This window comes from Labrenzia sp. THAF191a, assembly GCF_009363335.1.
Taxonomy (GTDB): domain Bacteria; phylum Pseudomonadota; class Alphaproteobacteria; order Rhizobiales; family Stappiaceae; genus Roseibium; species Roseibium algicola.
The window spans coordinates 221,832-247,080 of sequence record NZ_CP045335.1; the positions used below are offsets into that span (position 1 = coordinate 221,832).

Sequence of the window (25,249 nt, forward strand, 5' to 3'; positions counted from 1 at the left end):
GAGGGCGCGTGCGCCCTCTCCAGAAGTTTCATGATCAGACGACCAGCGGACCGTCGCCGTCTCCGTCAAATGTCGGGATAAGCATTTCAGGGATGTCGCCCGCACCGTCCGCGGTGGTCCAGTCGTCACCGCCGAAGGTGTTGGTCTTGTCCGGATCTACCGACAGTTCAATATCGAACTCGGCGGAGTTGGAGACCGCATCATGGACATCCACGACAGTCATGGTACCCGAGATGTTGGCGGTTTCGCCCTGATCCATTACCTGGGCCATAATGCGTTCCAGGTTATGGGTGAAGGTCACGCTGCCGTCGGCTTCACCGATGTTCAAAAGCCCTGCGGCTTCCAGATCGGCGATATCCAGCGTCACCTGATGGCCTGCGATGGACAGGCTGAGAGTACCCGAGATCTCATCGATCTGGAGCGTTTCCGTTTCACCATCATCAACGTCGTTGGCAGCCAGAAGCTCAAGAAGATTGAAGCTGCTTTCGTCGTTGTTGGAGTTGCTGTGAACAACAGTGAACGAACCCGTGTAGTCCTCAATAGTCGGGGCATCGTTCGTGCCGTTGATGGTGATGGTCACGTCGGTGGTGACAGTGCCGCCGTTGTTGTCGGATACGGTTACCGTATAGATTTCTTCGACGCTGTCGCCTTCGTTGAGGGCCTGAACATTGGCGTTGAACTGGTCAATGGTATAGGTCCATTCACCGGTATCCTCATCGATGCTGAATTGACCCAGTGCCCCGTCGACGACAGAGGCGGAGTAGGTCAGGACGTCCCGAATATCGACGTCCATTCCGACGATCAGGCCAGTGGCAACGTCTGTACCGTCTTCCCCGACACCGGATTCCGTCACCTCGCCCAGGATATCCGCATCGGAGATCGTGGGATCGTCGTTGGTGCCGGTCACGACGACCGTCACTTCCCGCGTGTCCGTCGCACCGCTATCGTCCGTAACGGTCAGGAGGTACTTGACTTCCAGTTGTTCGCCTTGGGCAAGGAAGTCGAGTGCCGTTGCGGCGATTGCAAAGGTCCAGGTGGCGCCTCCGTTGTTGGCGTTACCGGCCGATTGCTGCACCGTCAGCGCATTCGTGAAGGCAAGCTTTTGCCCCTCCGTCAGCGTGAAACCACTGCCTGCGACTGGTTCGACAGAGGTGAACTGAGCGGTCACTTCCGGCGTGTCGGACAGGTCTAGGTCGGTGAACAAGACCTCACCGGATGTTTCAAGCTGTGCCGGGGTATTGGCTTCCTCGAGAACGCCATCGAAGACACCGCCAGAGAACACCGGTCCATCATTGGTGCCGGTGATCGTGATGGTGATCTGGGTGGTGTCGGTGCCTTCCGGGAACCAGTTCCGGTCGCTGACTTTGACGTCGAACGTCAGGGTCAGCGTTTCGCCGTCCGCCAGCCAGTCGAGTGGAGCCGAGCCGTTGTAGGCATAGGTGAATTCAACATTCCCATCTTCGCCCTTCGGCACGGAGAAGATGTTGTCCAGTGCGTCTCCGCTGGTGAAGTTGAAGTTGCTGGATGCCAGAAGGCTGCTGATATCGACACCATCCGGAAGAGCGCCTTCCGAATAGGCCGGCGAACCATCGCCTTCGACCGAGATGTAGAGCGTGTCGCCCAGATCCGGATCGTCGACCACGATGTTGCCGCTCAATTCGCCGATATTCTGCGGATTGGCGTTGAGTTCTTCGTCGACTGCGAAGTCGAGAACGCTCTGCTCGACGAGGATTTCCGGCTGGTCGTTGGTGCCGATGATCGTCACGGTGATCGGACGCTCGACGAAGGAGTCCGGGTCATTCTTGTCCTGGACTGTAAGCGTGTAGTCGATCGTCAGAACATCGCCTTCGGCAAGGAAGTCGATAGCCTTGTCCTGGACCTTGTAGGAATAGGTTACCCGGCCCTGGTCGTCGAACTGGTCGAATGTCCAGAAGAGGAAATTCGTATCCTTGGCTGTCAGCGCAGCGTAGATATCGCCCGGCATTTCCAGAATTTCACCGGCACCGGAGGCCAGGGAAAGGTTCGGTTCGCTGATCTGGACTTCAAAATTGTCCGGATTGACGACCGTGTCGGGATCGTTGATCTCGAAGACACCGCCGCGGGTATGGACGTAACCTTCGTCTTCCGCACCCGGCCATTCAACGATGGGCAGGAAGTTCAACGAGAGATCGCCGCCGATCGTCGGAGCATCGTTGGTGCCCGTGATCGTGATGGTGACATCCTGATCCACGACACCGCCGTTGCCGTCATCGACCGTCACGGTGTAGACGACTTCGACCTGCTCACCTGCGGCGAGGAAGTCAAGATGCTCTTCCGCGACGCTGTAGGACCAGTTGATCGTACCGTCGTTCGTGTTGCCCGGATCAGCGGACAGCCCGAAACCGGCCTGGATATTCGCGATCTGGCCGGCGGTGAGGCCGACACCATCAAGACCTTCAACGCTCTTGACTGCGAAGGTCGCCGTTGGCGTATCGGAGAGATCCAGATCGGAGAAGTCAATCGAGCCGCTGTCGGACAGGGTTGACGGATCGCCTTCAACGATGGATCCGCTCACGTCAACTGCAGTCAGTGTCGGAACGTCGTTTGTGCCGGTGATCGTGATGGTGATCTGGGTGGTGTCGGTGCCTTCCGGGAACCAGTTCCGGTCGCTGACTTTGACGTCGAACGTCAGGGTCAGCGTTTCGCCGTCCGCCAGCCAGTCGAGTGGAGCCGAGCCGTTGTAGGCATAGGTGAATTCAACATTCCCATCTTCGCCCTTCGGCACGGAGAAGATGTTGTCCAGTGCGTCTCCGCTGGTGAAGTTGAAGTTGCTGGATGCCAGAAGGCTGCTGATATCGACACCATCCGGAAGAGCGCCTTCCGAATAGGCCGGCGAACCATCGCCTTCGACCGAGATGTAGAGCGTGTCGCCCAGATCCGGATCGTCGACCACGATGTTGCCGCTCAATTCGCCGATATTCTGCGGATTGGCGTTGAGTTCTTCGTCGACTGCGAAGTCGAGAACGCTCTGCTCGACGAGGATTTCCGGCTGGTCGTTGGTGCCGATGATCGTCACGGTGATCGGACGCTCGACGAAGGAGTCCGGGTCATTCTTGTCCTGGACTGTAAGCGTGTAGTCGATCGTCAGAACATCGCCTTCGGCAAGGAAGTCGATAGCCTTGTCCTGGACCTTGTAGGAATAGGTTACCCGGCCCTGGTCGTCGAACTGGTCGAATGTCCAGAAGAGGAAATTCGTATCCTTGGCTGTCAGCGCAGCGTAGATATCGCCCGGCATTTCCAGAATTTCACCGGCACCGGAGGCCAGGGAAAGGTTCGGTTCGCTGATCTGGACTTCAAAATTGTCCGGATTGACGACCGTGTCGGGATCGTTGATCTCGAAGACACCGCCGCGGGTATGGACGTAACCTTCGTCTTCCGCACCCGGCCATTCAACGATGGGCAGGAAGTTCAACGAGAGATCGCCGCCGATCGTCGGAGCATCGTTGCTACCGGTAACCGTGACCTTGAATTCGGCCTTGTCGCCACCGACAACCTGATAAACGAAGGTATCGACACCCTCCTGGCCATCGGCGAGGCGGTTCGCTTCTTCGGAATAGACGTAGCTGGCTTCGCCCGTTTCGACGTTCAGCAACAAGGTGCCGTATTTGCCCTCGACCTCCAGCATGCCATCTGAATCAGCGACGGCATCAACGTTGACAATCGAGCCGCCAGCCGTTTTGAAAGCCAGCTGGGTGATGACCTGGCCGCCGGTTTCGCCGATTTCGTCGTCGTTGCCGAGAACGTTGAATGTCGCTGCAACTTCCGCTTCGTCGTCGCCGGTGGTTTCGGTGACGTCGATCGCATCGTTATGAGCGACGAGTGCGCCATCCGTGACGCTGAAGAGATGGATGTCACCGACTTCACTGCCTTCGCCGAACTGAACCAGTTCGATATTGTAAAGGGTGGTCGTGCCGGTGCCGTTGGTGATGCTGACGGAACCGTCTTCGTTGGTCTTGATGTCGTAATCTTCAGCCTTGCCCGCAAACTGGGCAACGTCCTTGGAGCCGCCACGGCCGTCAATGATATCGCTGCCGCCGTTGCCGAAGAAGATGTTGTTCAGGCCGTTGCCGAGCATGACATCGTCATTGACCGTGCCGATGGCATTTTCGATGGACGACAGCAGATCGATATCGCCGCCCTTGCTCACGGCGATACCGCTGCGAAGGTCGATGAAGATGCCGTTTTCTGTGCTGTTCAGGTAAGAATAATCAATTGTATCAACGTCGTCGCTGCCGAGCAGGATGTCGATGCTGCCGTAACCGACAAGCATGTCGTTTCCGCTTCTGGCAAGCACGAGATCAAGACCAGATGTTCCTTCGAGCGGTACATCGGCACCGGTCGTCCCATTCACGAAATTGATGCTGGAGACGTCCGGGGTCGGATCGCTGCCGTCTTCTTCGATGTAAGTACCGACAACGTCAACGTCGCTGATCGTGGAAGTGCTGTTCTTGATGTCCGCCAGAGTGGCGCGGATGGAGTCGAAAAATTCCGACAGATTGATGTTATTAGGCATTAATCCATTCCTGACTAGCTCCACCGGCTGCCCGAGAGGGACAACCGGTGATTAAAGAATGGGTGTAAAAATCACCCTTGCTGAAATGCACGAGCAGACTTGGCAGACTGTTTCAATTTGAGCCATTCCCCAAATGGGGGCTGCGTTAACCAAGAAGTTTGTTAACCTTGCCTTCAGACGAAGCCGCAGAAAATACGCAGCGTAAACAACACTTCGGAGAAAGCTTTAGAATTTCAATGCGTTGAGGGGTGTTAAAATGACGTATGGTCAACATTTGCACCCTAATTAACCATTTGTTAATTTTTTTGGCACGCGAGAAAAATAATTCCTCACGGAATACGTTATTGCCTCCCCTTAGAGTTGTGTATACGATTGCATAGTTTTTGTCGTGCCATTCTTCATATTTTTTTACTGTCAGAATGTTGTGTTTTAGCAATGTCCGAGCAACTCGAGAAGCTTATCGCAGAGTTATATGAGAACGTAGAAACGGAGAGGTTGTTTTCAGAAACTCTTTCAAAAATAGTTACTTATCTTGGCGCGGCTCAATCTCATTTATGTCTTCTTGGGAAGGATAACTCTTCGATTGGACTTAATTTCACCGCCAATATGGATCCGAGTTTTCTCGATGAATACCACCAGCACTATGTCAACATCGATTACCGCTTAAAACTCATAACGAAATCACCTGTGGGGGCTGTCATGACGGACGATCAGTTCAATACACAAGAAGGTTTACGCTCCAGTCCGATCCATCACGATCTGTTTCCGCGATACGATGTGAACAGGATCATGGGCAGTAACATCACCGTTGACGGTCGCCTTGGCTGGTTCGGTGTTACAAGCATGCGCAAAGACGGGACCTTCTCCAAAGAGGTAATGGAGGATTTTTCGAGGCTCGTTGTCCATGCCAGGAAGGCGCTTCAACTTCGGCAGCTGCGCATGGAAACCGGTGAACGGGAACTCGTTCACAGGTCGTCCAACGATGCGCAAACCCATGGCGTCATCATGCTTGCCAATGGCGAGACCGAATACGTCAACCAAATCGCGCAGGATATCCTCGACCTGGGTTTCGTGAGAATACAAAATGGCAGGCTGGTCTGCCGCAATCCAAGAGAACAAAAGAAGCTGGACGCGGTTCACCGGCGCGTTCGAAACGGGGAAGCGCCACTGGTGCGTCTTCTCGATAGCAAAACCAACACGACCTACGCCGTACAGGTGTTCAACCCGCTCCCCCGGTTCGTTGACGGACGACTGGAACCGGCACGCTGGGTGACCTACAAGATCGTGGTGCTCAATCCGCAGGACATTCTCTCTCCGCGTACGCTCGACCGTATCAGCCAGTTTTTTGGACTGAGTGGAAGCGAGAGCGCCGCCATTGCCGCTGTCATAGCGCTGCAGCCGCTGTCAGAATACTCCCGAGTCAAGGGTGTCCAGCAGGATACAGTTCGAAAACAGCTGAAGTCTGCGATGACAAAGATGGCCGTCAACTCACAAAAACAGCTGTTCCAGGTCTACGAGAGGTTCAAGGTCTTCGAGTGACAGCCCGGGCTTCCAGGGCACAGGTGAAGATCAAACCTCCACCTGCTCCCTGGCAGTACACTCTCGTACAAGCAAAAGAGCATGGCCGTCAGAGTAGTGCAGGCTTGGATGCGGTACGATGGCTCGACGATCCATCTCGCGAAAGCCCAGTGACGCATAGAGACGAAGTGCCGGCACATTCCTGTCGAAGCATATGAGTGAAACTCGCGTGAGACCTTGCGCGGCCGCAAGACGGTCGGCAAGGATCATCAGCTTTCGCGCGAACCCGCGACGGCGAAACTCCGGACGGACAGCCACGCCGGAAACATACAACGAGCCTGGATCTTCCAGCTCGGAGTAGGGCCTGAGGACTGGATCGGTCTCGGGTGTCTCGTCACTCTCCATCTTGAAGGCATGCAGCATGGCCACCACCTGGCCGCCAATCTCAACCATGTGGCAATTCTGATAGGAAAACGCCGTGTTTTCCCGCGAATACCGCGATGCCCCAACCTCCAGGAGGTCCGCGCCGGGAGCCCCGACGCGAGACCAGATGTAAGAAGCAAGTCCATCTGAGGACATCAGGAAAAGCGAGGCGATTTCACGTGCGTCTGCCTTCGTGGCCGGACGGATCTGTTCGCACCGTGTTTCGCCTTTCGATTGGACCGACATTTTCACTTCACTTCTCCCGCGTTGACCTCATTGCACATCCCATCACCATTCGCCTCGTCCAGCATGACAGCTGGAGCGGGCTTCAGGTGATGCAGCGCCCGGATGTCACCGTTACGGATCACATGGCGCACGCTGTCGCGGTTCAATCCGATGTCGCGCAGTTCATGGTCCGACATTCTCTCCAGTGTCTGGATCAGGATGCGGTTCTTCCTGGCTCTGCGCCAACGTTCCAGAATCCCGATCGCGTTCCTGCGACAGGTAATCCTGCCAACCATGGTCGAAACGGTCATTGTGATACTCCCCGTTCCTTACGCCCTGAGGGGCTGGTGGAGGCAGGTCTGCCCGATTGCGTCGACATGCCGGTGGTCGGTACCACAGCAGCCACCGAAGACCCGCAGGTTCGGCAGGACCGCCAGGAGGTTGGCATAGTCCCTGCCAAGTTCCTGCGGATTGCCGTCATCCAGCTCTTCAGCTTCATCCAGCTCGGCGTGGCTCAACCGCGAAGCATTCGCGCGCAGACCCCGAATTCGCCTGGTCCAGTCCGCTCCTTCGTCCAGAACATGCCGGAAGTGATCCGGGTGGGCGCAATTGATCATGTAGTAGGCGGGCGGGCAGTCGGCATCGAGCTCGGCGATTGCGTCCTTCAGGGGTTGGCCTGTCGGCAGGTGCCCATCTGTCTCAACAGTGAAGGCAAGAGCCAACGGCACGTCCCGCTTCGCACAAGCCCGCGCTATGCCCATGGCTTCGCCGGCATGCGTCATGGTGATCGCGCTGATCATATCGACCCCTGCTGCATCCAGTGTGGCGACCTGAACAGCGTGATAGTCCTCGGACTCCGCAGAGGACATCATGGTTTCGGGCGCGTAGCCGTCTCCCCGGGGACCCATATTGCCGCTGATGACAAAGGGATGTTCACCTTCGAACTCGGCACGCAGTTCGAAAAGCATTGCAACCGCTTCCTGGTTTGCATGTTTCAATTCTTCGGCCGAATAACCAAGACGGTCACCCCAGTCACGGCTGGCGCGCCATGTCGCGCTGTCGAGAATGAAGCCCGAGCCCTGCGCATTCGCGATACGGGCGTAGCGTTCGTAGTAGCGGCGAAGGGCAACGCGGCCTTCTGTTTCTTTCAAGGCATGAAAGGAAGCAAACAGTGGCAGGTCGATGCCATCATGAAAAATCAGAGTTGTTTCAAGGCCACCATCGGTAAGCAGGCAGGCGTCACCAATCTGCGGCAGTTTATTACGGTACTTGTAAAGTTCCATCTTCGGTATTCTCTTGGCTCAAATGATTTGCGTACTGCGTTGCGTCTTTCCTTCCGCCGCAGAGCAACATTTATTTTGTTGATTTCAGTAATTTTGCCGCGCGATGCTTGGCTATCCAATCAAACGACGACCTGACCTTAGATAGCCGGGCAAGGAACTTTCACGTATGACGGCCGTCACACCGAATGAGGTGGACGCTCATCTTCGAGAAACTGACCTTTTGCGAAGGGGAATTGCCACGAGGGGACAATGGCCAGGAGAAGGCATTGAACCGATCAACGCATCTAACGCGTGCCTTGCGGGATATCGGCCAAAGACACAAGCAACCGGCAAGGGGGCTGGCCGGAACTTGCGGAGGCTGAATAACGAGCCGGCGCGGTCCCAAGAGACCCAGCCGGCTTGGCCTTGTCCGCAGTCAGGCGGCTAGACGGGTTTGACTGACTGCGGGCGTTGTTTATCGAACCGAACGGAGCCCGTTAGAGAGCCCGGTTCATGACAAGGCAGCCCGGCCGGGCAAATGCGGCGTCGTACGCAGTTCAACATCAAGCTCCGACGCAAGGTCGAAGAAACGCCGGCGCACGCCCGAGGCGTAGGGGTTCAGCCCCTCGATCGCATCAAAAAGCTCCGGCGGATCGTGGCGAACCATTTCGATAGCCTCGTTGAGAAGGTCGAAGCTTCGGGTGGTGGTCATCCGGGGAAGTGGCCCCATCTTCACCAGCACCTTGGCAATCAAGTGGGTAAGGCCCTGGGACAGCGCTGCATCGCGATCATGCGCATCCGGTGTTGTTTCGAACACATCCAGCCCAAGGGCCACCTTGAGAAAGGCGGCAACACGTTTGTAGCTTCGGCCTTTCAAAGGGCACAGTGCGATTTTCAGTCCCTGCAATCCGTTGCGAGCGCTTTGCGGTCCGAAAAGCGGATGGGTCGCAAGGATTTCGACATGTGGTGGCAGCAACTCCAGCATCAGACGAGCGGGCTCGACCTTTACCGAACCGACATCCAGCACCAGCGTATTCGGCCTCAGATGCGGCGCTATTGCACGCAGTGTTTCTTCCATACAGGCTACCGGAACAGCGACCACCACGATCCGGCAGGCGGCGACCTCGGCAAGGTCCGCACTGCCATCATAACGCGGATCATGGATCAGCAGTTCGACATGAGAAGAAAGATGCTCGGCGATCAATCGCCCGAACGCCCCGTAACCAATAAGGCCGAGCGTGAAAGAGCGATGTGGTTTACATATTGCAGCTTGGAAAACAGTCATGGCTTAACTCGGTGAATTGGCTGCAGGGCCAAGAGCTGTATACCGAGTCACAACCGCTGGCGATGCAGCGGTAAACAGACAGCAAAGTCCCTCCGCTAACTTGGCGGATAATAATAGTTCGCAGTGTTGTGCAGGACGTTGCTCATGCTCTTGAGCTAGCAAGCCCGGTGGGACAAGTCAATGCGGCGCGATCATCTCAATATGGCAACTTGTGTTGACCGTACAGGTAGGTAGTCGACAACACGGCAATTCAAACAACCGTTTCCAGCGCGTCACCCAACGCAGCCGGCCCAGCGAAGATGAATTCAGCGACCCTTAGTCGAAGTAGTTTACCCAACCGATAACCTTGCCGCTGCCGTCCTTGATTTCGTCATTGAAACGTATGCCATGGAGGGATCCAACGTTTGGCGACACGGATCGAGGAAACCTGTTCTCAACGACATTTTTCACCTGGGCGCCAAACGAATGCCAGGCCCAGTCACCAAAATTTTTCGGTTTTGCCGGCTGCCTTCTTGAAAAGGAAGTGGCCATGACTCGTCTCCCGCTAGTCCTGATCCCCGGCATGATGTGCGACGCCCGGCTCTACGGGCCGCAGATCGCAGCCTTTTCCGGGTCGCGTGCACTGCATCTTGCTCCGAAAAGCAACGAGGACAATGTCGAGGCCCTGGCGGCGGCGATCCTTTCCGGTGCACCGCAACGCTTTGCGCTCGCGGGCCTTTCCATGGGCGGGATCGTCGCCATGGAGGTCGTGAGGCAGACGCCCGAACGTGTGGAGCGTCTGGCACTTCTCGACACCAATCCGCGTGCCGAACTGGACACGGTGAAGGAAAAGCGGGCGCCACAAATGGCGGCGGTCCGCGCAGGTGGGCTCTCGGACGTCATGCGCCTCGAGGTCATTCCAAATTTCGCACATGACAGGTCGACCGCTGCCGACCTCGAGATCCTTGCGCTTGACATGGCCGAAAGCCTCGGACCCGAGGTCTTCCTGCGCCAGTCGAAAGCGCTGATTGACCGCCCGTCACAGACCGAAACGCTGCGCGCCTACAAAGGCAAGGCTCTGGTTCTGACCGCCGAGAGCGACAGGCTCTGCCCCCTTGATCGGCATACACAGATGGCCGAACTGCTTCAGAACTCGGTTCTGGAAATCATCGAACAAGCCGGTCACCTGACGACACTGGAACAGCCGGCGGCAACGAATGCCGCACTCGCACGATGGCTTGAGGACTAGGATTAGAATGGATCAAGAATTTCTGGAACTGCTAAAACGCGTGGATACACCGACGGTCTGCAATGCCATCGAGGTTGTCGAGGGCAAGCGCGGCTTCAATGGCTTCACACGAGGCACCATGCTGCGCAGCGCACCGGAGGGTGGCGCCATGGTGGGCTACGCCTCAACGGCCAAGATCGCCGCACTCGAACCACCCACAGAGCCTGCGGACGTCATCCGCGCCCGCCGCATGGAATACTACCGGCGCATGGCCGAGGCCCCCAAACCCTCGATAGCCGTCATCGAGGACGTAGATTACCCGCATTGCATCGGGGCCTACTAGGGCGAGGTGAATACTTCGATCCACAAGGCCTTCGGCATGTCCGGTGCCCTCACCAACGGGGTCATGCGCGACCTCGGCGATATGGCAGAAGGATTTCCGGTGGTCGCGGGTTCCGTCAGCCCCAGCCACGGGTTCGTGCATGTTCGCGAGTTGGGCACGCCTGTCAGCATCTTTGGGCTGACTGTCCAAGACGGTGACCTGGTCTACGCCGACCGCCATGGCGCCGTGGTCATTCCAGCGGAGGTCATACCCGGCCTTAAAGAAGGTATTGCCAAGCTCTTTGCCTCGGAAAAGATCGTTCTGGAAGCCACAGCAAAAGGACCGATGGACTTTGCCGCCTTCGAGAAGGTCTGGAAGGCCTTCGAAGCGGCCCGCGTCTGAGGACACGGGCACAGCAAAGAGGACATGAAACCAGCTAATTGCTATAGCTTGAGGTTCATTCTTTGCCTGTTGCCCGGTGGCCTCGGACTGGCTCAGACCGATCTCATATCAGCCGTCGAGATCGCGTTTGGACAGAATGCGATCGACGAGTCCCCATTCCAGGGACTCTTTCGGTGTCATGCGCTCCTTCGTGCGCAGGATTTCTTCCGCATGGATCGCCATGTCCGACGCCCTCAACAAGGTGTGGCCTGATCGTCAGAAACGTTCGGTTGCCGCTGATCGGCTGTAGCTGAAATTGCACGACATTTTCCAGAAACGGCAGTGGCTCATTGCTCAGCCGGAAATAGATCTCTTCGTGTAGATTCCTTGCCAAGTTCCCGTGCCATATTGACGAAAGCCCGGAAGGCAGCCGAAGGGTTTTTGCGCCCGGGATAATAGAGACACAGCGGCGACGTTGGCGGGGTCCAATCCTGCAGGACCCGTTCAAGTCGCCCGGCAGCGATGTCGTCGCGCACGTTGGCTTCCATGAAAAACCCGATCCCGATCCCGTCGAGAACGGCCATTCGTGCAAGCGAAGCTTCATCAAGTGTAATCGGACCCTCCACGTCGATCAGGAGGGCGTTGCCATCCTTCTCGAAATGCCAGCGATAAAGCGCACCGTTTGGCAGCCGGACACGGATGCACTGGTGTGCCAGAAGATCGGGTGGGGCGATCGGACTCCCATGTTCTTCGAGGTAGGCGGGGGTGGCGACCACGGCAAAGCTGCGAGGCGCACCTAGCGGCACGGCGATCATGTCGCTTGGCACCAGGTCGGCGGTCCGGATTCCCAAATCGAACCCTTCGGCAACGATATCGACGATCCGGCCTTCGGTGACGAGATCGATGTGAACCTGTGGGTAGCGCTGCAGGAACGCCAGAACGAGCGGCGCAAACACTTCCCGGGCAGCTGTTGCGAAAGCATTGATGCGCAATGTCCCCGAAGGCGTGTCCTGTTGCGAGCGCACGGCTGCCATTGCGTCCTGGATGTCACGCAGTGCAGGAGACACCTGTTCGACGAAGGTTCGACCGGCATCCGTCAACGAGACACTTCGCGTGGTGCGATTGAACAGGCGAACGCCGAGTTGCCGTTCCAACTTGCCAATAAGGTTGCTGAGCGCCGTCGTCGACAGCCCGAGTTCGAGCGCCGCTGCACGGAAAGACCCTCGATTGGCGATGGCCAGAACCGCTTCAAGTTCTCCCAGGATCTGACGTGACATTGTTCCGATTTTCGTAATGTTACATCCAGCTTTATCCCAATTATCGCGATTAAGGTCCAGCCATATATTTCGACCATCGACGCCGGAACACCCCGCTGATCCGGCTTGACCATCACCAGAAACGGAGATGTCAGATGGACATCCGGTTACCAGAACCGATTGCGGCCTATTTCGAAGCTGACGGAAACAGGAATGCCGATGCCGTCGCTGAATGTTTCAGCGAAGACGCGGTCGTCAAGGACGAGCAAAACGTGAATGCGGGACGCACCGCGATCCGCCGATGGAAGGCGGAAGCTTCAACAAAGTACTCCTACACGGTCGAACCTTTCGCAATCGAGGTGAAAGGAGATCGCACAGTGGTGACGGGTCACGTTGTCGGGAACTTTCCCGGCAGCACTGTCGACCTGAAGTATTTTTTCCGCCTGACGGGCGAAAAGATTGCCGAACTGGAGATCCTGCCGTGAGCAAGTTCCTCAGTCTTGAAGGCAAACGAGCGCTTGTCACGTCCGGAACGCGAGGCGCAGGGGCTGCGACGGTCAGACTATTCCGGGAACTCGGGGCCGAAGTGCTGACAAGCGCCCGGACCAGACCGGACACGCTTGAAGATGGCGTCCAGTTCGTCGCGGCAGACCTGACCACGACCGAAGGCTGCGATGACCTTGCCGCCGCTGTCCGGGAAAGGCTGGGAGGCGTGGACATCATTGTTCATATGCTCGGCGGTTCCTCTGCTCCGGGAGGCGGGTATGTCGCCCTGACGGATGCCGAGTGGCACAACGAGCTCTATCTCAATCTCTTTCCTGCCGTTCGTCTGGACCGGCAACTCGTGCCGGACATGGTTGAACGGGGTAGTGGTGTCGTCATCCACGTTTCGTCGATCCAGAGGGAGTTGCCGTTGCCTGAATCAACGACCGCCTATGCGGCGGCGAAGGCAGCGCTGTCTACCTACAGCAAGGCCCTGTCGAAAGAAGTCTCGCCAAGGGGTGTGCGTGTGCTGCGTGTATCGCCCGGGTGGATTGAGACGGAAGCGTCGGTGCGTCTTGCCGACCGTCTCGCCAAACAGGCCGGCACCGATTACGAGGGCGGCAAGAAGATGATCATGGATGCGCTTGGCGGAATACCGATCGGTCGCCCGACAAAACCGGAAGAGGTCGCAAACCTGATTGCGTTCGTGGCGTCCGACCGCGCAGCCACGATCACCGGCACCGAATACGTCATTGACGGGGGCACCATACCGACAACGTAGACATGACGAATGCGCGGATCAGGCGGGAGTGCCCCACCCGCCGATCTGAGAATAGATCGTGTCGCGAAGATTTCGGATGTTCTTGTTGAGGCTCGCGAGGTCTTCGGGGCTTTGCATCGAAGCCGTTAGCAGAGCCTCACCAAGGCATCCTGCCCTGGACTGAAGCGCACGGCCCTTGTCGGTCAAGGCCACGACAACCTGTCGCTCGTTGTTTGGGTTTCGGGTTCTTTGCAGCAGTCCCGCCGTTTCGAGACGCTTGAGAAGCGGCGTGAGTGTACTGGATTCCAACGCCAGGGTCTCGGCGATTGCCCCGACTGTCTTCTGGTCGTCGCGCCAGAGAACATTGAGAACGAGATACTGCGGATAGGTCACCCCGAGCTCGTCAAGAAGGGGTTTGTAGACGCGCTGAATGGCAATCCCTGCCGAATAGATCGCGTAGCAGAGTTGATCGTCCAAAGGCGGTGGACTGTTCTTCCGGTCATTCGTCATGCGCTGCTCCTTTGCCCCCGTATATCAAACCACATCGCGAGAAACAATATCGCGATAACATTTCTCTTGACCTGAAAATTCTATCGCTATAATCACTCTTATCGCGATAACTGTTATCGCGTTTTTTTGGAGAAGAGCCATGAAGACCAAGACGAAAATGTTTGTTCTGGCGGCTGCCGCCGTTGCCGTCATCGGACTGAAGTCCGCGAACGCGTCAGACACCATTCCGGCGGATCAGACTGTCAGGAATGTTGTGCTTGTTCACGGCGCTTTTGCGGATGGCTCCGGCTGGCGCGGCGTCTATGACGAACTGACAATGCGTGGATACCGGGTCACCATCGTCCAGAACCCGCTGACATCTCTGGAAGACGATGTTGCGGCCACCAAACGCGCATTGGACCGGCAGGACGGCCCGGCCATTCTTGTCGGGCATTCCTGGGGCGGTACGGTCATTACCGAAGCGGGGGTCGACCAGAAGGTTGCCGGGTTGGTCTATGTCTCGGCGCTTTCACCGGATGCCGGCGAAACGACAGCTCAACAATATGATGGATTTCCAGCGGCTTCCGAGTTCGTCATCGACACTTCGGAAGACGATTTCGCCTATGTCGACCGGGAAAAATTCAAATCCGGCTTTGCCCATGACGTCAGCGACGCGGACGCCGCTTTCATGCGGGATTCTCAAGTTCCCCTCAACTTGGCAGCGTTTGGCACGAAGCTGAAGAATGCCGCGTGGCGCTCCAAGCCGAGTTGGGCGGTGATTGCAACCGAAGACAAGGCGTTCGACCAGGCCATGCTGATCCACATGGCGGAGCGTATCGGTGCAAAGATCACGAAGGTCTCTGCCAGCCACGCTCTCTTCATGACCCAGCCGAAAGTCGTCGCCGACACGATCGACGAAGCCGCACAAACGGTCTCGAACCAGCATTAAACAACACAAGCATCGATAGAGGTCGATCACATGGACAAGACCATGCAGCTCGAAAAGACAAATGCCGAATTCGATTTCATCGTATGCGGTGCAGGTTCCAGCGGGTCGGTTGTCGCAGCCAGATTGGCCGAAGACGGCAATGCCAGGGTTCTGCTCCTTGAGGCTGGAGGCGACGATCTCGCCGAAAGTGTCATGGAACCGGCTCAATGGCCGTTGAACCTTGGCAGTGACCGTGACTGGGGCTTCGTTGGTGAACCAACACCTGCGCTCGCCGGCCGCCGGCTTCCCTTAAGCATGGGCAAGGGGCTTGGTGGTGGTTCAAGCATCAATGTCATGGTGTGGGCCCGGGGCCACAAGGAAGACTGGAACCATTTCGCCGCAGAATCCGGCGACGAAGCCTGGGGATACCAGTCCGTGCTCGGATATTACCGCCGTATTGAAGACTGGCGCGGAACACCGGATCCTCTGCGAAGGGGATCCGGCGGCCCCGTCCACGTCGCGCAACCTGACAGTCCAAAGCCGGTTGCCAGGGCACTTCTCGACGCGGCGGAGATGATTGGTGTTCCCGTCTTTGACACGCCCAACGGCGAGATGATGGAAAGTGCCGGCGGTGCATCGATCGCGGAACTGAGGATCCGCAATGGCAAGCGGGAGTCGGTCTTCCGGTCCTACACCCACAAGATGATGGTGCAACCAAACCTGACTGTGTTGACCAATGCGTTGGTCACGCGGCTCCTATTTGAGGGAAAGAAGGTGATCGGCGTTGAAGCTTTGGTCGCTGGCGAATATCGGCAGTTCCACGCGCGATATGAAACGGTGCTGTCACTTGGCGCTGTTCACACACCCAAGGTTCTGATGCAGTCCGGTATCGGTCCCGAGGACGAACTGCGGGTTCACGGCATCCCCGTTGTCCAGCATCTTCCCGGCGTTGGCCGCAATCACCAGGATCACATCGCGTTTGGGTGTACCTGGGCGTACCGTAAACCTGAGGAGGTCGGCGGTGGCGGTTGTGAAGCGACCCTCTACTGGAAGAGCAATTCCGGTCTTCAGCAACCCGATATCCTTCAGTGCCAGCTTGAGTTTGCCGTGCCCAGCCCTGTTGAAACGGACCTGGAAACACCTGAACACGGCTGGACGATGTTTGCCGGGCTTGCACAGCCGAAAAGCCGGGGACGGCTGCGTCTGTCCGGGCCGGATGCCCGCGACCCTATGCTCATCGAACCCAACTCCTTGAGTGAGCCGGAAGATCTGACGGCTGCATTGGCGGCGGTGGAACTATGCCGTGAAGCGGGAAACAGTGAAGCCTTCGCGCCACTGGTCAAAACCGAGACGGCACCGGGGTCCCGGAACAAGTCAGGCATGATCGACTTCATCCGGAAATCCGCAGTCACCTACTGGCATCAATCCTGTACGGCCAAGATGGGGCGGGACAGCATGTCGGTGGTTGATAATCAGCTCAAGGTATATGGTATCGAGGGCCTTCGGCTGGCCGACGCCTCGATCATGCCGCGCATCACGACCGGCAATACGATGGCCCCATGTGTCGTCATCGGAGAGCGGGCGGCGGATATGATCCGGCACCAGCACGGGTTGTCCGATGCGCCCAACACCGACCATTGACACGTCCAGGGGACGTTTAATCTCTGATTGAAACATGGTCTGGACGCGGCGGCTCCCTCCGCCGCGTCCACTTTTGTTGATCACACAGCCAAACTGAGCCGATCTTCATCTCGGGCAGAGCATGAAGGGACAGGTGTTTCCGAATGTGGATGCAGAAATCCGAACGGGAGAGACCAAACAGTCTTTCAGACGTTCGCTCACAACGGAAACCCCGCCCGCTGACATAGGCAGGGGCGGGGACAAGGCCGGGGACAGGGCCGGGGGACGACGGTGTTGAAATATGCCTGTTTCGCTATCGCAACCGACGAAGTCCGCTGCAAGGATGTCAGGCAGCCACCAGCTGCAACTCGTCAACCACCTCATTGGCTGCCTTCTTGGCTGCGGCGATGGCCTCTTCCTGGAAAGCGGCACCGAAGGCAAGTTTCTCGGCGCGAATGAAAGTGACGTCCGTGATGCCGATGAAGCCGAGCAAGGTGCGCAGGTGAGGTTCCTGGGCATCCATGAGCTGCGCCGGTCCTTCGCTGTAGAGGCCGCCTCGTGTCAAGACGACGATAGCACGCTTGCCTTTCAGGAGGCCTTCAGGACCTGCCTCGCTATAGGAAAAGGTTACTCCGGCGCGCAGCACGTAGTCGAACCAGGCTTTCAGCGTGGACGGAATGCCGAAGTTGTACATGGGCGCACCGATGACCAGCAGGTCGGCCGCTTTCAACTCGGCAATGAGTTCGTCGGAGAGGGCCTGCGCATTTGCCTGCACTTCGTTTTCAGCTTCGGGAACACGCAAGGCAATCGTGGAATCCTGCGTCAGATGCGGTACGGGATTGCTCCCCAGATCGCGGGCAATGACCTTGCTTTTACCGTTCTTGAGACGCAACTGGTTTACGATGTGGGTGGTAAGCTGGTTGGATACGGAGGCATCGCCCAGAACACTGCTTGTCAGTACGAGAACTTTAGACATTGATTGTACGTCCTGCTTTTTATGAAAGAAATTCAGTCGTCAACTTGGTTCCCGGATGCCTTTTCCGGAACCGTCATTTTCCGCACCAGATTGTTGCTCTGAGAGGAACGCATGATTGATCTGGACGATATGCGATGCTTCATCGAAGTCGTGGAATGCGGCAGCCTGAGCGCGGCCGCGACGCGGCTCGGCATCTCGAAATCCATCGTCAGCCGCAGAATTGCGCGGATTGAAGACCTGCTCGGCACCCGTCTTCTGGATCGGACGACCCGCGGCATTGCCCCCACGGAGGCTGGCCAGGAATTCAAATCCAGAAGCGAGGATCTTCTGGCCAACTATGAAGACACGCTCGAAGCAATCTCCGAGCACTCGAACGAAATCGTCGGAGAATTGCGACTGTCGGTCCCTCTTGCCTTCGGGACAAGACATCTTGGCCCGATCCTCGGATCTCTGGCCTGTCGTCACCCGCGGTTGAAAGTAGATGCCTCGTTTTCTGACCGTGTTGTCGATCTGATCGGCGAGCGGTTCGATGCTGCGATCCGAATTGGGAAGTTGCGCGATTCCAGCTACGTCGCTCGCAAGATCGCACCAATCAACTCGATCGTCGTCGCCAGCCCGACCTACCTGAAGCAAAACGGCACACCGCAAACGCCTGAAGACCTGACCGCCCACGAATGCCTCATTTACACAGCTGCGCTTTCACCGGACTGGATCTTCCACAGTGGCAACGGGACCATCTCGGTACGCCCCTCGGGACGTCTGCGCACTGACAACGGAGACATAACCGTAGCCTGGGCGGTTGCGGGGCTTGGAATCGCTCACGCACCCCTGTTTCTCGTCAACGATGCGGTTGAGCGCGGTGACCTTGTTCCCCTGCTGCTTGACTATCCAACACCTGAAGTCGGCCTTTACGTACTCCGCCCCCCTGGCGCGAATACACCCCGGAAAGTCAGGGTCCTGATCGACGCGCTCGTCGAGACCTTTTCCGGCAAGCTGGAATGGAAAGGCTGGACCAGTCCGTCCGAATGAAACGACATGGGCCAGAGACGCCGCAAAAGGCAAAGCTGAATTGGCAGCGGCGGCATTGCCAGGAAGGGCCTGCCGCCGCGGCTTTTGTTATTGCGGGGGACGTAACGCCTGAAGTTCAAGAAGCTTGTTCGCGCAACTCGGCGACATGCTTGCCGCATTGGCCTGAAGGCACTGCAGAAGCCTGCCACCGCCCGGCTGTATGCCGGAGCACAAGCTGCGCACGTCTGCTTCGCAGGCGGTCCTGATTTCCCGCATCTGCTGACGGGTCAGCTCCTGGGCATGAGCCCCGGAGACGCCCAGAAGCAAAAGAGCCGAAATTAAAAATCTCATGAAAATCATCCTATGTCTTGAGGGGGACGACGGGCGCGTAGAACATTGGCGGCCACGCGCCCGTCTTTGCCGGTGCGGCGGGAGCACCGGCAATTCTGTCGTATTGAGATGCGGGTTATCTGAGGGTAAGGCGAGGAAACCGGGAGGCCTCAAGCTGTTCTTCCGTTAGCGCTGCGCGCAGGTTCTCGACTGCGGTTTTCAACGCTGCACCCTTTTCGCCATAGACGGAGAGGACGTCCGCCAGAGCTTCAATCCGGCCGAAAGCTTCCGGACCTGCGGGATCTTCGTCAGGCGCTCCTGCAAGGGCGCGCACGGTGCCGGCATCCGGGACCAGAGCGAGCATTGCAGCGGTATAGGCTCGCCATTCGTCCTGCTGGTCGGCCCGGATGCCGATTGCCGTTTCCTGCGAACTCAACGCTCCGGCCAGCCTGAACCTGGCGGCTTTCCCGGTATAGAAATGCCGAAGATGATCGAGGCGCTCCGCAACGTCGTAGATGTCGGGAACGCCCCCGAAGACGATAGGCAATTCGGGTGGATAGGCAGGGCCTTTGATGGCGAAGGGATTGTCCTGCGACACCGCGGCAAAAGGCATGACGGCGGCAAGCGTGACGCCGGCCACAAGTGACAAGGGGATCAGCTTCTTCACGGTACTCTCCAACTCGTTGTCGATGGAGAGATCCTGCAAATTCCGCATATCCGCCGGTTTTCCGGCTGATGGGAAATTGTAGCTTTTTGTTTCCCGCCCGGTGGTCAGCTTGACTTGAAGAGGGGCAGCGTCACCTTCACCCGACCACCCCGAGGGTTGTTTTCCAGACTGATGGCCCCGTCATGGGCTTCGGTCAGTGACCGGGCTACCGAAAGACCGAGGCCTGCACCGCCAGTTCCCCGGGACCTTGATGGTTCCGCGCGCACAAAGGGCTCGAGCAACAGCGATCTGGCTTCTTCCGAAAAACCGGGGCCATCATCATCAATCAGGATCGTTATCCGCTCTTCGTCCAGGACGAAGGTTGCCCGCGCGTGGGTGCCATATTTTATTGCGTTGTCGACCACGTTCAAAATGATGCGCCTGAGCGCGACACGATCGCCGACGATCCATGCCTGCTTCTGCGCGAAATCCTCGCTCGCTTCGGCAGGCAGTCCTGCTTCCCTGAACTCGGCAAACTCCGCGCTGACAAGCTCGCAGAGATCAAGCAACTCCTCGTCGAGCACGCCGACGCCGGCCCGGGAAATCAGGAGAGCATTGTCGAGCAGGGAGATCATGTCGGTGATATCGGACGTTGCCCGCTCCCGCTCCGAGGCGTCGGGCAGATTTTCCAGACGCAATCTGAGGCGGGTGGCGAAGCTGCGCACGTCGTGCTGGAGCCCGCCGATAAGCGCCATTCGCGAGCGGGTCATGGTGTGAAGCCGCTTTTGCAGCCTGTCGAACGCCCGGACGAGGGCTGAAATTTCCGGCGTACCGGCGCGGGTGTCCGGCAAGGGAACAGGTTCGGTAGACGGATCGATGCGGTCCACCGCCGCCGCCAGCCTTGCAAGCGGCCGGATCTCACGGTGGAACAGAAGCAGCGCAATAAACGCGAACACCGTACCAAGCAGACCCGCCCCCAGGCCGACAGGCAAGCCCAGAGGCGTGACCGGGAACGGCAGATGAACCCCGATTGCCAGAGCCTTGCCGTCTCCCGCTGTGATCCAGAACTTGAGCGGGCGCATCGGGCCGAAACGCCAGCGGCTGCCGTCCAGACCGTTCAGCTTGCGAGACTGTGCGGCAAGCAGGCGCTCTCCCAGAATTGCCCGGTAGGGTTCAAGCACACCACTGTCACGCAGTTGGCTGTCGGTTTCGGGAACCTCGGAAACGGCTACCAGTTGAACATCAAGCCCCGGCGAGCGGACAGCTTTCAGAACTGTGTCCTGCTGCGCGGGAGGAGTACCAGCAAAAAGCTCTGCAATCGCGGCAAGCTGCGCCGGTTCGGGGTTGGATGTTGCGCGCGAAAGACTGCCTTCGCGATAGGCGACGCCAAGCACCAGCAACCAGAGGACCAGAAGCAGGCTCGCGCCGATGGCAACAAGTCTTGCGACCAGGCCGAAGCGCATCTCACGCCACCTGCCGGACCGAGGCCGTCAGAAGATAGCCGCCATTGCGAACGGTATTTATCAAGCTGCTGCCGGGGCTGTAGCTTTCCAGTTTCTTGCGGATGCGCGAAACCAGGATATCGACTGTACGGTCGAAAGGACCGGCACTGCGACCACGGGTCCAGTCCAGAATCTGATCGCGGGAGAGAACCCTGCGCGGGCGGAGAACAAAACACGACAGAAGATCGAATTCGGCACTGGTGACGGACACCAGATCTCCATCGTCGGTCTCGACCTGGCGCGCGTCCAGATCGACAATGAAGCGGTCAAAGGCAAACCGTCTCGACATGGGCTGCGAGGGGTTGGAGGCGGCCCTGCGCAACATCGCCCTGACCCGTGCCAACAGCTCTCGCGGACCAAACGGCTTGACGACATAGTCATCGGCGCCGAGTTCCAGCCCGACCACACGGTCGGTTTCATCCCCTTTTGCCGTCAGCATGAGAATGGGCGTATTGCCTTGAGCACGCAGCCTGCGGCAGATGGATAGTCCATCTTCGCCCGGCAACATGAGGTCAAGAATGAAAAGGTCCGGCTGGACGCGTTCAAGCGCCGAATCCATGTCCCGGCCATCCTGTGCAGAGACGACTTCGAAGCCTTCCCGGCTTAGAAACTCGCCCACAAGGCGGCGGATTTCATGATCGTCATCCACGATCAATATTGTCTTTGCATCCGGTTCCATGAGTTCAATTGCACATGACGCCCCTGCGAAATCAAACGAAAACAGGCAGCGATTACAAAATCATACAAACCGGAAATCTAACGAAATGCCTTGGCTGCCAGAGCGCCGCACAGTGCAGAACCACCGCGACCACGGCATTTGTCTTCCTGAACGCGTCAGCAGGACCAACGCCGGCCGAACGGTCATGTTTTACAAATTGAAACATAACGCAACGCGCCGGAAAGACCCGGTGCAAGCGACAGGTCGAGGGTCTCCAGAGGCCGCTGCCAAGGCGGCGACGCATATGGAGAACACCATGATGAAACGACTGTACCTCGCGCTGGCGATCCTGATCGGCGCACCATCGCTTGCGGCGGCGGCAACGGTTGCCGTCTCCACCGGAAACGTGAACCTGAGGGCTGGTCCGTCGACCGGCTATCCCGTCGTCACTGTTGTTCCCGCCGGAACACGGATCACGACTTACGGCTGCGTTTCCGGCTATTCCTGGTGCGACGTGAGCTTCGGCGCGTATCGCGGCTGGGTGTCGGCCAGCTACATTCAAGTCGTTTACCGCGGCAACCCGGTCATCATCACGCCAGTGGTCGCACCCGCAGTCGGCCTCACCGTCGTTGCCTATAACCGCGCTTATTGGGACACCTATTACGCCGCGTATCCCTGGTATGGCCGCTGGGGTCATTATTACCGCCCGGGTTATCCGGTCGCGCCGGCGGCACGCGTTACTTCGCATGACAGGGCGGTTACCTGCACAGGAGACAGCTGCACGGCCACGCGGACGACGACGGGGATCTACGGCGGTTCGGCCAGCCAGTCCCGCACCTGTGCCAATGGTGAATGCAATGCCACCCGAAACGTGATCGGCCCTTACGGCGGCACCGCGTCACGCACTCGCAACTGCAGCACCAACAGTCAGTCCTGCACCGTCAGCCGGACGGGACCTGCCGGCGGCACCAGAACGCGGGTTTTCCAGCGTTGAAACGGTTACCGATCTGCGGACGGTTCGCTCATTGCGAACCGTCGCCAGGCACCCTATAGCGCCAGCTTGACCTTGCCGCCCTTCACAGACCGCGAGCAGCAGGACATCATGCGCCGGTTTTCCGCGCGTTCGGTGCGCGTCAGTACCACGTCGCGATGATCGATTTCTCCCTCAAGAACTTCAACCTCGCAACTGCCGCACAAACCTTCCCGACAATCGCAGGCAATGTCGATACCTGACGCGAGCAGTGCGTCGAGCAACGTTACATCTGCTGCGACTTCAAGCGTCAGGCCGGAATCCTTCAGTTCGACCTGAAAGGCGTTTTCCTTCGATGGATCGAGAGCGGTCTCCTGCGCGGAAAAATGCTCGAAATGCAAGGTGTCGGCCGGGTGACTTGCAGTGAGGTCTTCCAGCTGGGAAATCATCCGCTGCGGACCGCAAGCATAGATCTGCCCGCCGTCGCGCAAGCCGGCGACAATGGCGGCCAGGTCCGCGCGTGCACCTTCGTCCCCGGCATAGATCGCAAGCCTTCCGGAGTGATCGGCCTGCAACCGGTCCAGAAAAGCCATGCTTCCGCGGGATCGTCCGCAATAGTGGATCGTGTAGTCCCGCCCCAAGGCTTTCAACCGGTCTGCCATGGCGAGGATTGGCGTGATGCCGATCCCTCCGGCAATCAGGACGTATGAGCTGGCCTGTTCGTCGAGCCGGAAGAGGTTGCTGGGTCCGCGAAGGCGCAGTTCAAGCCCCTCTGCGGCGACCTCGTGAATTCGGCGCGACCCACCCCTCCCATCTTCTTCAAGAAGCACGGCGATATCGTAGTCCCTGCCATCGGCTCTGCCGCACAGAGAGTATTTGCGATCAAAGCCCTCAAGGCACACTTCGATATGTGCCCCTGCACTCCAGCCCGGCAGGGACCGGCCCTTGGCATCCTCGATCGTCAGCCCGAGGATGCCGTCTGCTTCCCTGCGGACATTCTTGACGCGGATCTTGCGCTCGATATCACGGCGCGCAGGCGCTCCGACCGGGAAATGATGGTTGCCGTTTGCAATCGAGGGCGTGGCCCGCTCGGGGTTCTTCACCGGATCCCACTCGACCCAGACATGATCCGGACCTCTGAAGGACGTATTGGCGAGGTAAGTGAATTCCTGTTCGGACAGTTGCAGGTGTGGCAGCCGGCGCGTCATTTCCTCCAGGAAGATCCGCATTTCCATACGGGCAATGTTCTTGCCCATGCACTGATGGCTGCCGTAGCCGAACGTAAGGTGATCGACGGCGTTGTCGCGGTAGATGTCGAACTTGTCGCCATCTTCGAAATGCCGCTCATCCTGGTTACCAGACGCCTGAACGATAAGCAGCTTCGCCCCTTCCGGGATCTCGACGCCACCGATGCTGGTCGCCGCCATCGCCTGCCGCCGCCACGCGACAATGGAACCGGAATAGCGCAGGCATTCTTCTACCGCGTTGGGAATCAGGCTCGGATCCTCGCAGATATCCTGCCAGGCCTGCCTGTGGGTGAGCAGTGTCTTGAACATGCCCGCCGAGGCAAGCGACGTCGTTTCGTGGGCGGCAACGATGATCGCCATCATCATCGAATGTACGTAGCTGTCCGGCACGACATCCGGCATTTCCGCGTTCTTGCGGATCGTCTCATGCATCCAGCCGGTTCCGTCCGGCTCCTTGCGCATCTTTTCGATGATCTTGCCCGCGTAGTTCCAGAACTGCCCAACGTCATGCGCAATGGCGACCTGTTGCTCGTCGGTGGGCTTGCCCCAGGTATTGACCGAGTGGGCGACCGAGAAGTTCTTGAGGACCGCGATGTCGTCTTCCGGAACGCCCAGAAAATGCAGGGCGACATTCAGTGGCACTTCGTAAAGCATGGCATCGACCAGATCGACCCGGCCGCTGTCGATGAAGGCGTCGATCTTTTCTCGCGTCAGCCGGCGCACCATCTCCTGCCTGGCTTCCAGATTATCCGGAAGAAAGTGGTCCATCAGGGCGCGCCGCCGTTCCATGTGTACGGGCTCGTCCTCGTTCACCATGGTCCGGTTCATTGCATAGCCGTAGCCTTTCAGAACCTCCATTGCTTCCGGCGTTGCCGGTGTGATTTTTTCCAGGGCGTTCCGGGGCGAGAAGAGGATGTTGTCACGAAAGACCGCCTTGATGTCATCGTAGCGACTGACCACCCAATAGCCGAGCTTGGGACTGTAGAAGACGGGTAACTGCTCCCGCGACCAGCGCAGTGCTTCTGCGGGGTCCGCCTGATAGGGTCCGGCGAACGCATCGAATTCGGCAGCCTTTTTGGAAAACGGACACTGGGCTTCGGCAGCGGCCGGGTTGTCCGGTCTGCCCCTTGAAGACTTACCGCCTGCCATCGCGTCTGCAGGGCTCGCAGTGCGTTCCATTTTCTCCTCCTCCCAGAAAAGT

At 58.1% G+C, this 25,249-nt stretch carries 22 protein-coding genes and 2 pseudogenes; 9 read left to right on the forward strand and 15 right to left on the reverse strand.

Going from position 1 to position 25,249, the window contains the following annotated elements:
• Window positions 1–34: 34 nt before the first annotated feature.
• Window positions 35–4,552 (reverse strand): VCBS domain-containing protein, encoded by a 4,518-nt coding sequence (locus FIV05_RS29435; RefSeq protein WP_152512417.1) that lies wholly within the window; start codon window positions 4,550–4,552, stop codon window positions 35–37.
• Between the two features lie 435 nt (window positions 4,553–4,987).
• Here FIV05_RS29435 and FIV05_RS29440 point away from each other — a divergent pair, with 435 nt between their 5' ends.
• Window positions 4,988–6,091 carry a hypothetical protein gene (locus tag FIV05_RS29440; protein WP_152512416.1) on the forward strand — a complete coding sequence of 368 codons (1,104 nt, stop codon included), beginning with the start codon at window positions 4,988–4,990 and terminating at the stop codon, window positions 6,089–6,091.
• 30 nt (window positions 6,092–6,121) lie between these two features.
• Here FIV05_RS29440 and FIV05_RS29445 read toward each other — a convergent pair whose 3' ends face one another.
• From FIV05_RS29445 to FIV05_RS29465, 5 genes are all read right to left on the reverse strand, one after another.
• The gene (locus FIV05_RS29445; RefSeq protein ID WP_152512497.1) at window positions 6,122–6,739 is read right to left on the reverse strand and encodes a GNAT family N-acetyltransferase; all 618 of its coding nucleotides are present in this window, start codon (window positions 6,737–6,739) and stop codon (window positions 6,122–6,124) included.
• 2 nt (window positions 6,740–6,741) lie between these two features.
• A complete protein-coding gene (locus FIV05_RS29450; RefSeq protein ID WP_286202326.1) occupies window positions 6,742–7,029 on the reverse strand; it encodes a DUF1127 domain-containing protein in 288 nt (95 codons plus the stop codon).
• Between the two features lie 18 nt (window positions 7,030–7,047).
• A complete protein-coding gene (locus tag FIV05_RS29455) occupies window positions 7,048–8,001 on the reverse strand; it encodes a homocysteine S-methyltransferase family protein (protein ID WP_152512415.1) in 954 nt (317 codons plus the stop codon).
• A 490-nt stretch (window positions 8,002–8,491) separates the two neighbouring features.
• Window positions 8,492–9,265 (reverse strand): prephenate dehydrogenase, encoded by a 774-nt coding sequence (locus FIV05_RS29460; protein ID WP_152512414.1) that lies wholly within the window; start codon window positions 9,263–9,265, stop codon window positions 8,492–8,494.
• A 315-nt stretch (window positions 9,266–9,580) separates the two neighbouring features.
• Window positions 9,581–9,796 carry a hypothetical protein gene (locus FIV05_RS29465; RefSeq protein WP_152512413.1) on the reverse strand — a complete coding sequence of 72 codons (216 nt, stop codon included), beginning with the start codon at window positions 9,794–9,796 and terminating at the stop codon, window positions 9,581–9,583.
• On the opposite strand from FIV05_RS29465, the gene FIV05_RS29470 reads away from it, so the two are divergent.
• Entirely contained in the window at window positions 9,795–10,493 is a 699-nt protein-coding gene (locus FIV05_RS29470; protein ID WP_152512412.1) for an alpha/beta hydrolase, read from the forward strand. The genes FIV05_RS29465 and FIV05_RS29470 overlap by 2 nt on opposite strands.
• 7 nt (window positions 10,494–10,500) lie before the next feature.
• A pseudogene (locus tag FIV05_RS29475) lies at window positions 10,501–11,196 on the forward strand (RraA family protein).
• A 108-nt stretch (window positions 11,197–11,304) separates the two neighbouring features.
• On the opposite strand, the pseudogene FIV05_RS32090 reads toward FIV05_RS29475, so the two are convergent.
• Together FIV05_RS32090 and FIV05_RS29485 are read right to left on the reverse strand one after the other, a co-directional pair.
• A pseudogene (locus tag FIV05_RS32090) lies at window positions 11,305–11,430 on the reverse strand (ATP-dependent Clp protease proteolytic subunit); the annotation flags it as partial.
• A 92-nt stretch (window positions 11,431–11,522) separates the two neighbouring features.
• The gene (locus FIV05_RS29485; protein ID WP_152512411.1) at window positions 11,523–12,452 is read right to left on the reverse strand and encodes a LysR family transcriptional regulator; all 930 of its coding nucleotides are present in this window, start codon (window positions 12,450–12,452) and stop codon (window positions 11,523–11,525) included.
• A 134-nt stretch (window positions 12,453–12,586) separates the two neighbouring features.
• Between FIV05_RS29485 and FIV05_RS29490 the strand changes: the two genes are divergently transcribed.
• Entirely contained in the window at window positions 12,587–12,916 is a 330-nt protein-coding gene (locus FIV05_RS29490) for a nuclear transport factor 2 family protein (RefSeq protein ID WP_152512410.1), read from the forward strand.
• Complete coding sequence (locus FIV05_RS29495) at window positions 12,913–13,695, forward strand: SDR family oxidoreductase (RefSeq protein WP_077294546.1); 783 nt, start codon at window positions 12,913–12,915, stop codon at window positions 13,693–13,695. Before FIV05_RS29490 ends, FIV05_RS29495 begins: the two co-directional genes overlap by 4 nt.
• An 18-nt stretch (window positions 13,696–13,713) precedes the next feature.
• Here the strand turns inward: FIV05_RS29495 and FIV05_RS29500 are convergent, their stop codons facing one another.
• Window positions 13,714–14,184, reverse strand: coding sequence for a MarR family transcriptional regulator (locus FIV05_RS29500; RefSeq protein WP_075283490.1), 471 nt, complete (start codon window positions 14,182–14,184; stop codon window positions 13,714–13,716).
• Window positions 14,185–14,341: 157 nt separating this feature from the next.
• Here FIV05_RS29500 and FIV05_RS29505 point away from each other — a divergent pair, with 157 nt between their 5' ends.
• Both FIV05_RS29505 and FIV05_RS29510 read left to right on the forward strand, forming a co-directional pair.
• Window positions 14,342–15,112, forward strand: a complete 771-nt coding sequence (locus tag FIV05_RS29505; RefSeq protein ID WP_031269442.1) for an alpha/beta hydrolase — start codon at window positions 14,342–14,344, stop codon at window positions 15,110–15,112.
• A 30-nt stretch (window positions 15,113–15,142) separates the two neighbouring features.
• Window positions 15,143–16,732 carry a GMC family oxidoreductase N-terminal domain-containing protein gene (locus FIV05_RS29510; RefSeq protein WP_152512409.1) on the forward strand — a complete coding sequence of 530 codons (1,590 nt, stop codon included), beginning with the start codon at window positions 15,143–15,145 and terminating at the stop codon, window positions 16,730–16,732.
• Window positions 16,733–17,057: 325 nt separating this feature from the next.
• Here the strand turns inward: FIV05_RS29510 and FIV05_RS29515 are convergent, their stop codons facing one another.
• Window positions 17,058–17,687, reverse strand: a complete 630-nt coding sequence (locus FIV05_RS29515) for an NAD(P)H-dependent oxidoreductase (RefSeq protein ID WP_152512408.1) — start codon at window positions 17,685–17,687, stop codon at window positions 17,058–17,060.
• A gap of 111 nt (window positions 17,688–17,798) precedes the next feature.
• On the opposite strand from FIV05_RS29515, the gene FIV05_RS29520 reads away from it, so the two are divergent.
• The gene (locus FIV05_RS29520) at window positions 17,799–18,716 is read left to right on the forward strand and encodes a LysR family transcriptional regulator (protein WP_152512407.1); all 918 of its coding nucleotides are present in this window, start codon (window positions 17,799–17,801) and stop codon (window positions 18,714–18,716) included.
• Between the two features lie 87 nt (window positions 18,717–18,803).
• Here the strand turns inward: FIV05_RS29520 and FIV05_RS29525 are convergent, their stop codons facing one another.
• From FIV05_RS29525 to FIV05_RS29540, 4 genes are all read right to left on the reverse strand, one after another.
• Window positions 18,804–19,046 (reverse strand): cysteine rich repeat-containing protein, encoded by a 243-nt coding sequence (locus FIV05_RS29525; RefSeq protein ID WP_200863787.1) that lies wholly within the window; start codon window positions 19,044–19,046, stop codon window positions 18,804–18,806.
• 115 nt (window positions 19,047–19,161) lie between these two features.
• Entirely contained in the window at window positions 19,162–19,740 is a 579-nt protein-coding gene (locus FIV05_RS29530) for a hypothetical protein (RefSeq protein ID WP_023001299.1), read from the reverse strand.
• A gap of 56 nt (window positions 19,741–19,796) precedes the next feature.
• Complete coding sequence (locus tag FIV05_RS29535) at window positions 19,797–21,134, reverse strand: HAMP domain-containing sensor histidine kinase (protein WP_152512406.1); 1,338 nt, start codon at window positions 21,132–21,134, stop codon at window positions 19,797–19,799.
• Window position 21,135: 1 nt separating this feature from the next.
• Entirely contained in the window at window positions 21,136–21,852 is a 717-nt protein-coding gene (locus tag FIV05_RS29540) for a response regulator transcription factor (RefSeq protein WP_023001301.1), read from the reverse strand.
• Between the two features lie 295 nt (window positions 21,853–22,147).
• On the opposite strand from FIV05_RS29540, the gene FIV05_RS29545 reads away from it, so the two are divergent.
• On the forward strand, window positions 22,148–22,825 hold the full coding sequence (locus FIV05_RS29545) for an SH3 domain-containing protein (RefSeq protein WP_152512405.1): 678 nt from the start codon (window positions 22,148–22,150) through the stop codon (window positions 22,823–22,825).
• Window positions 22,826–22,878: 53 nt separating this feature from the next.
• Here FIV05_RS29545 and FIV05_RS29550 read toward each other — a convergent pair whose 3' ends face one another.
• A complete protein-coding gene (locus FIV05_RS29550) occupies window positions 22,879–25,197 on the reverse strand; it encodes a cytochrome P450/oxidoreductase (protein ID WP_152512495.1) in 2,319 nt (772 codons plus the stop codon).
• Between the last annotated feature and the right edge of the window lie 52 nt (window positions 25,198–25,249).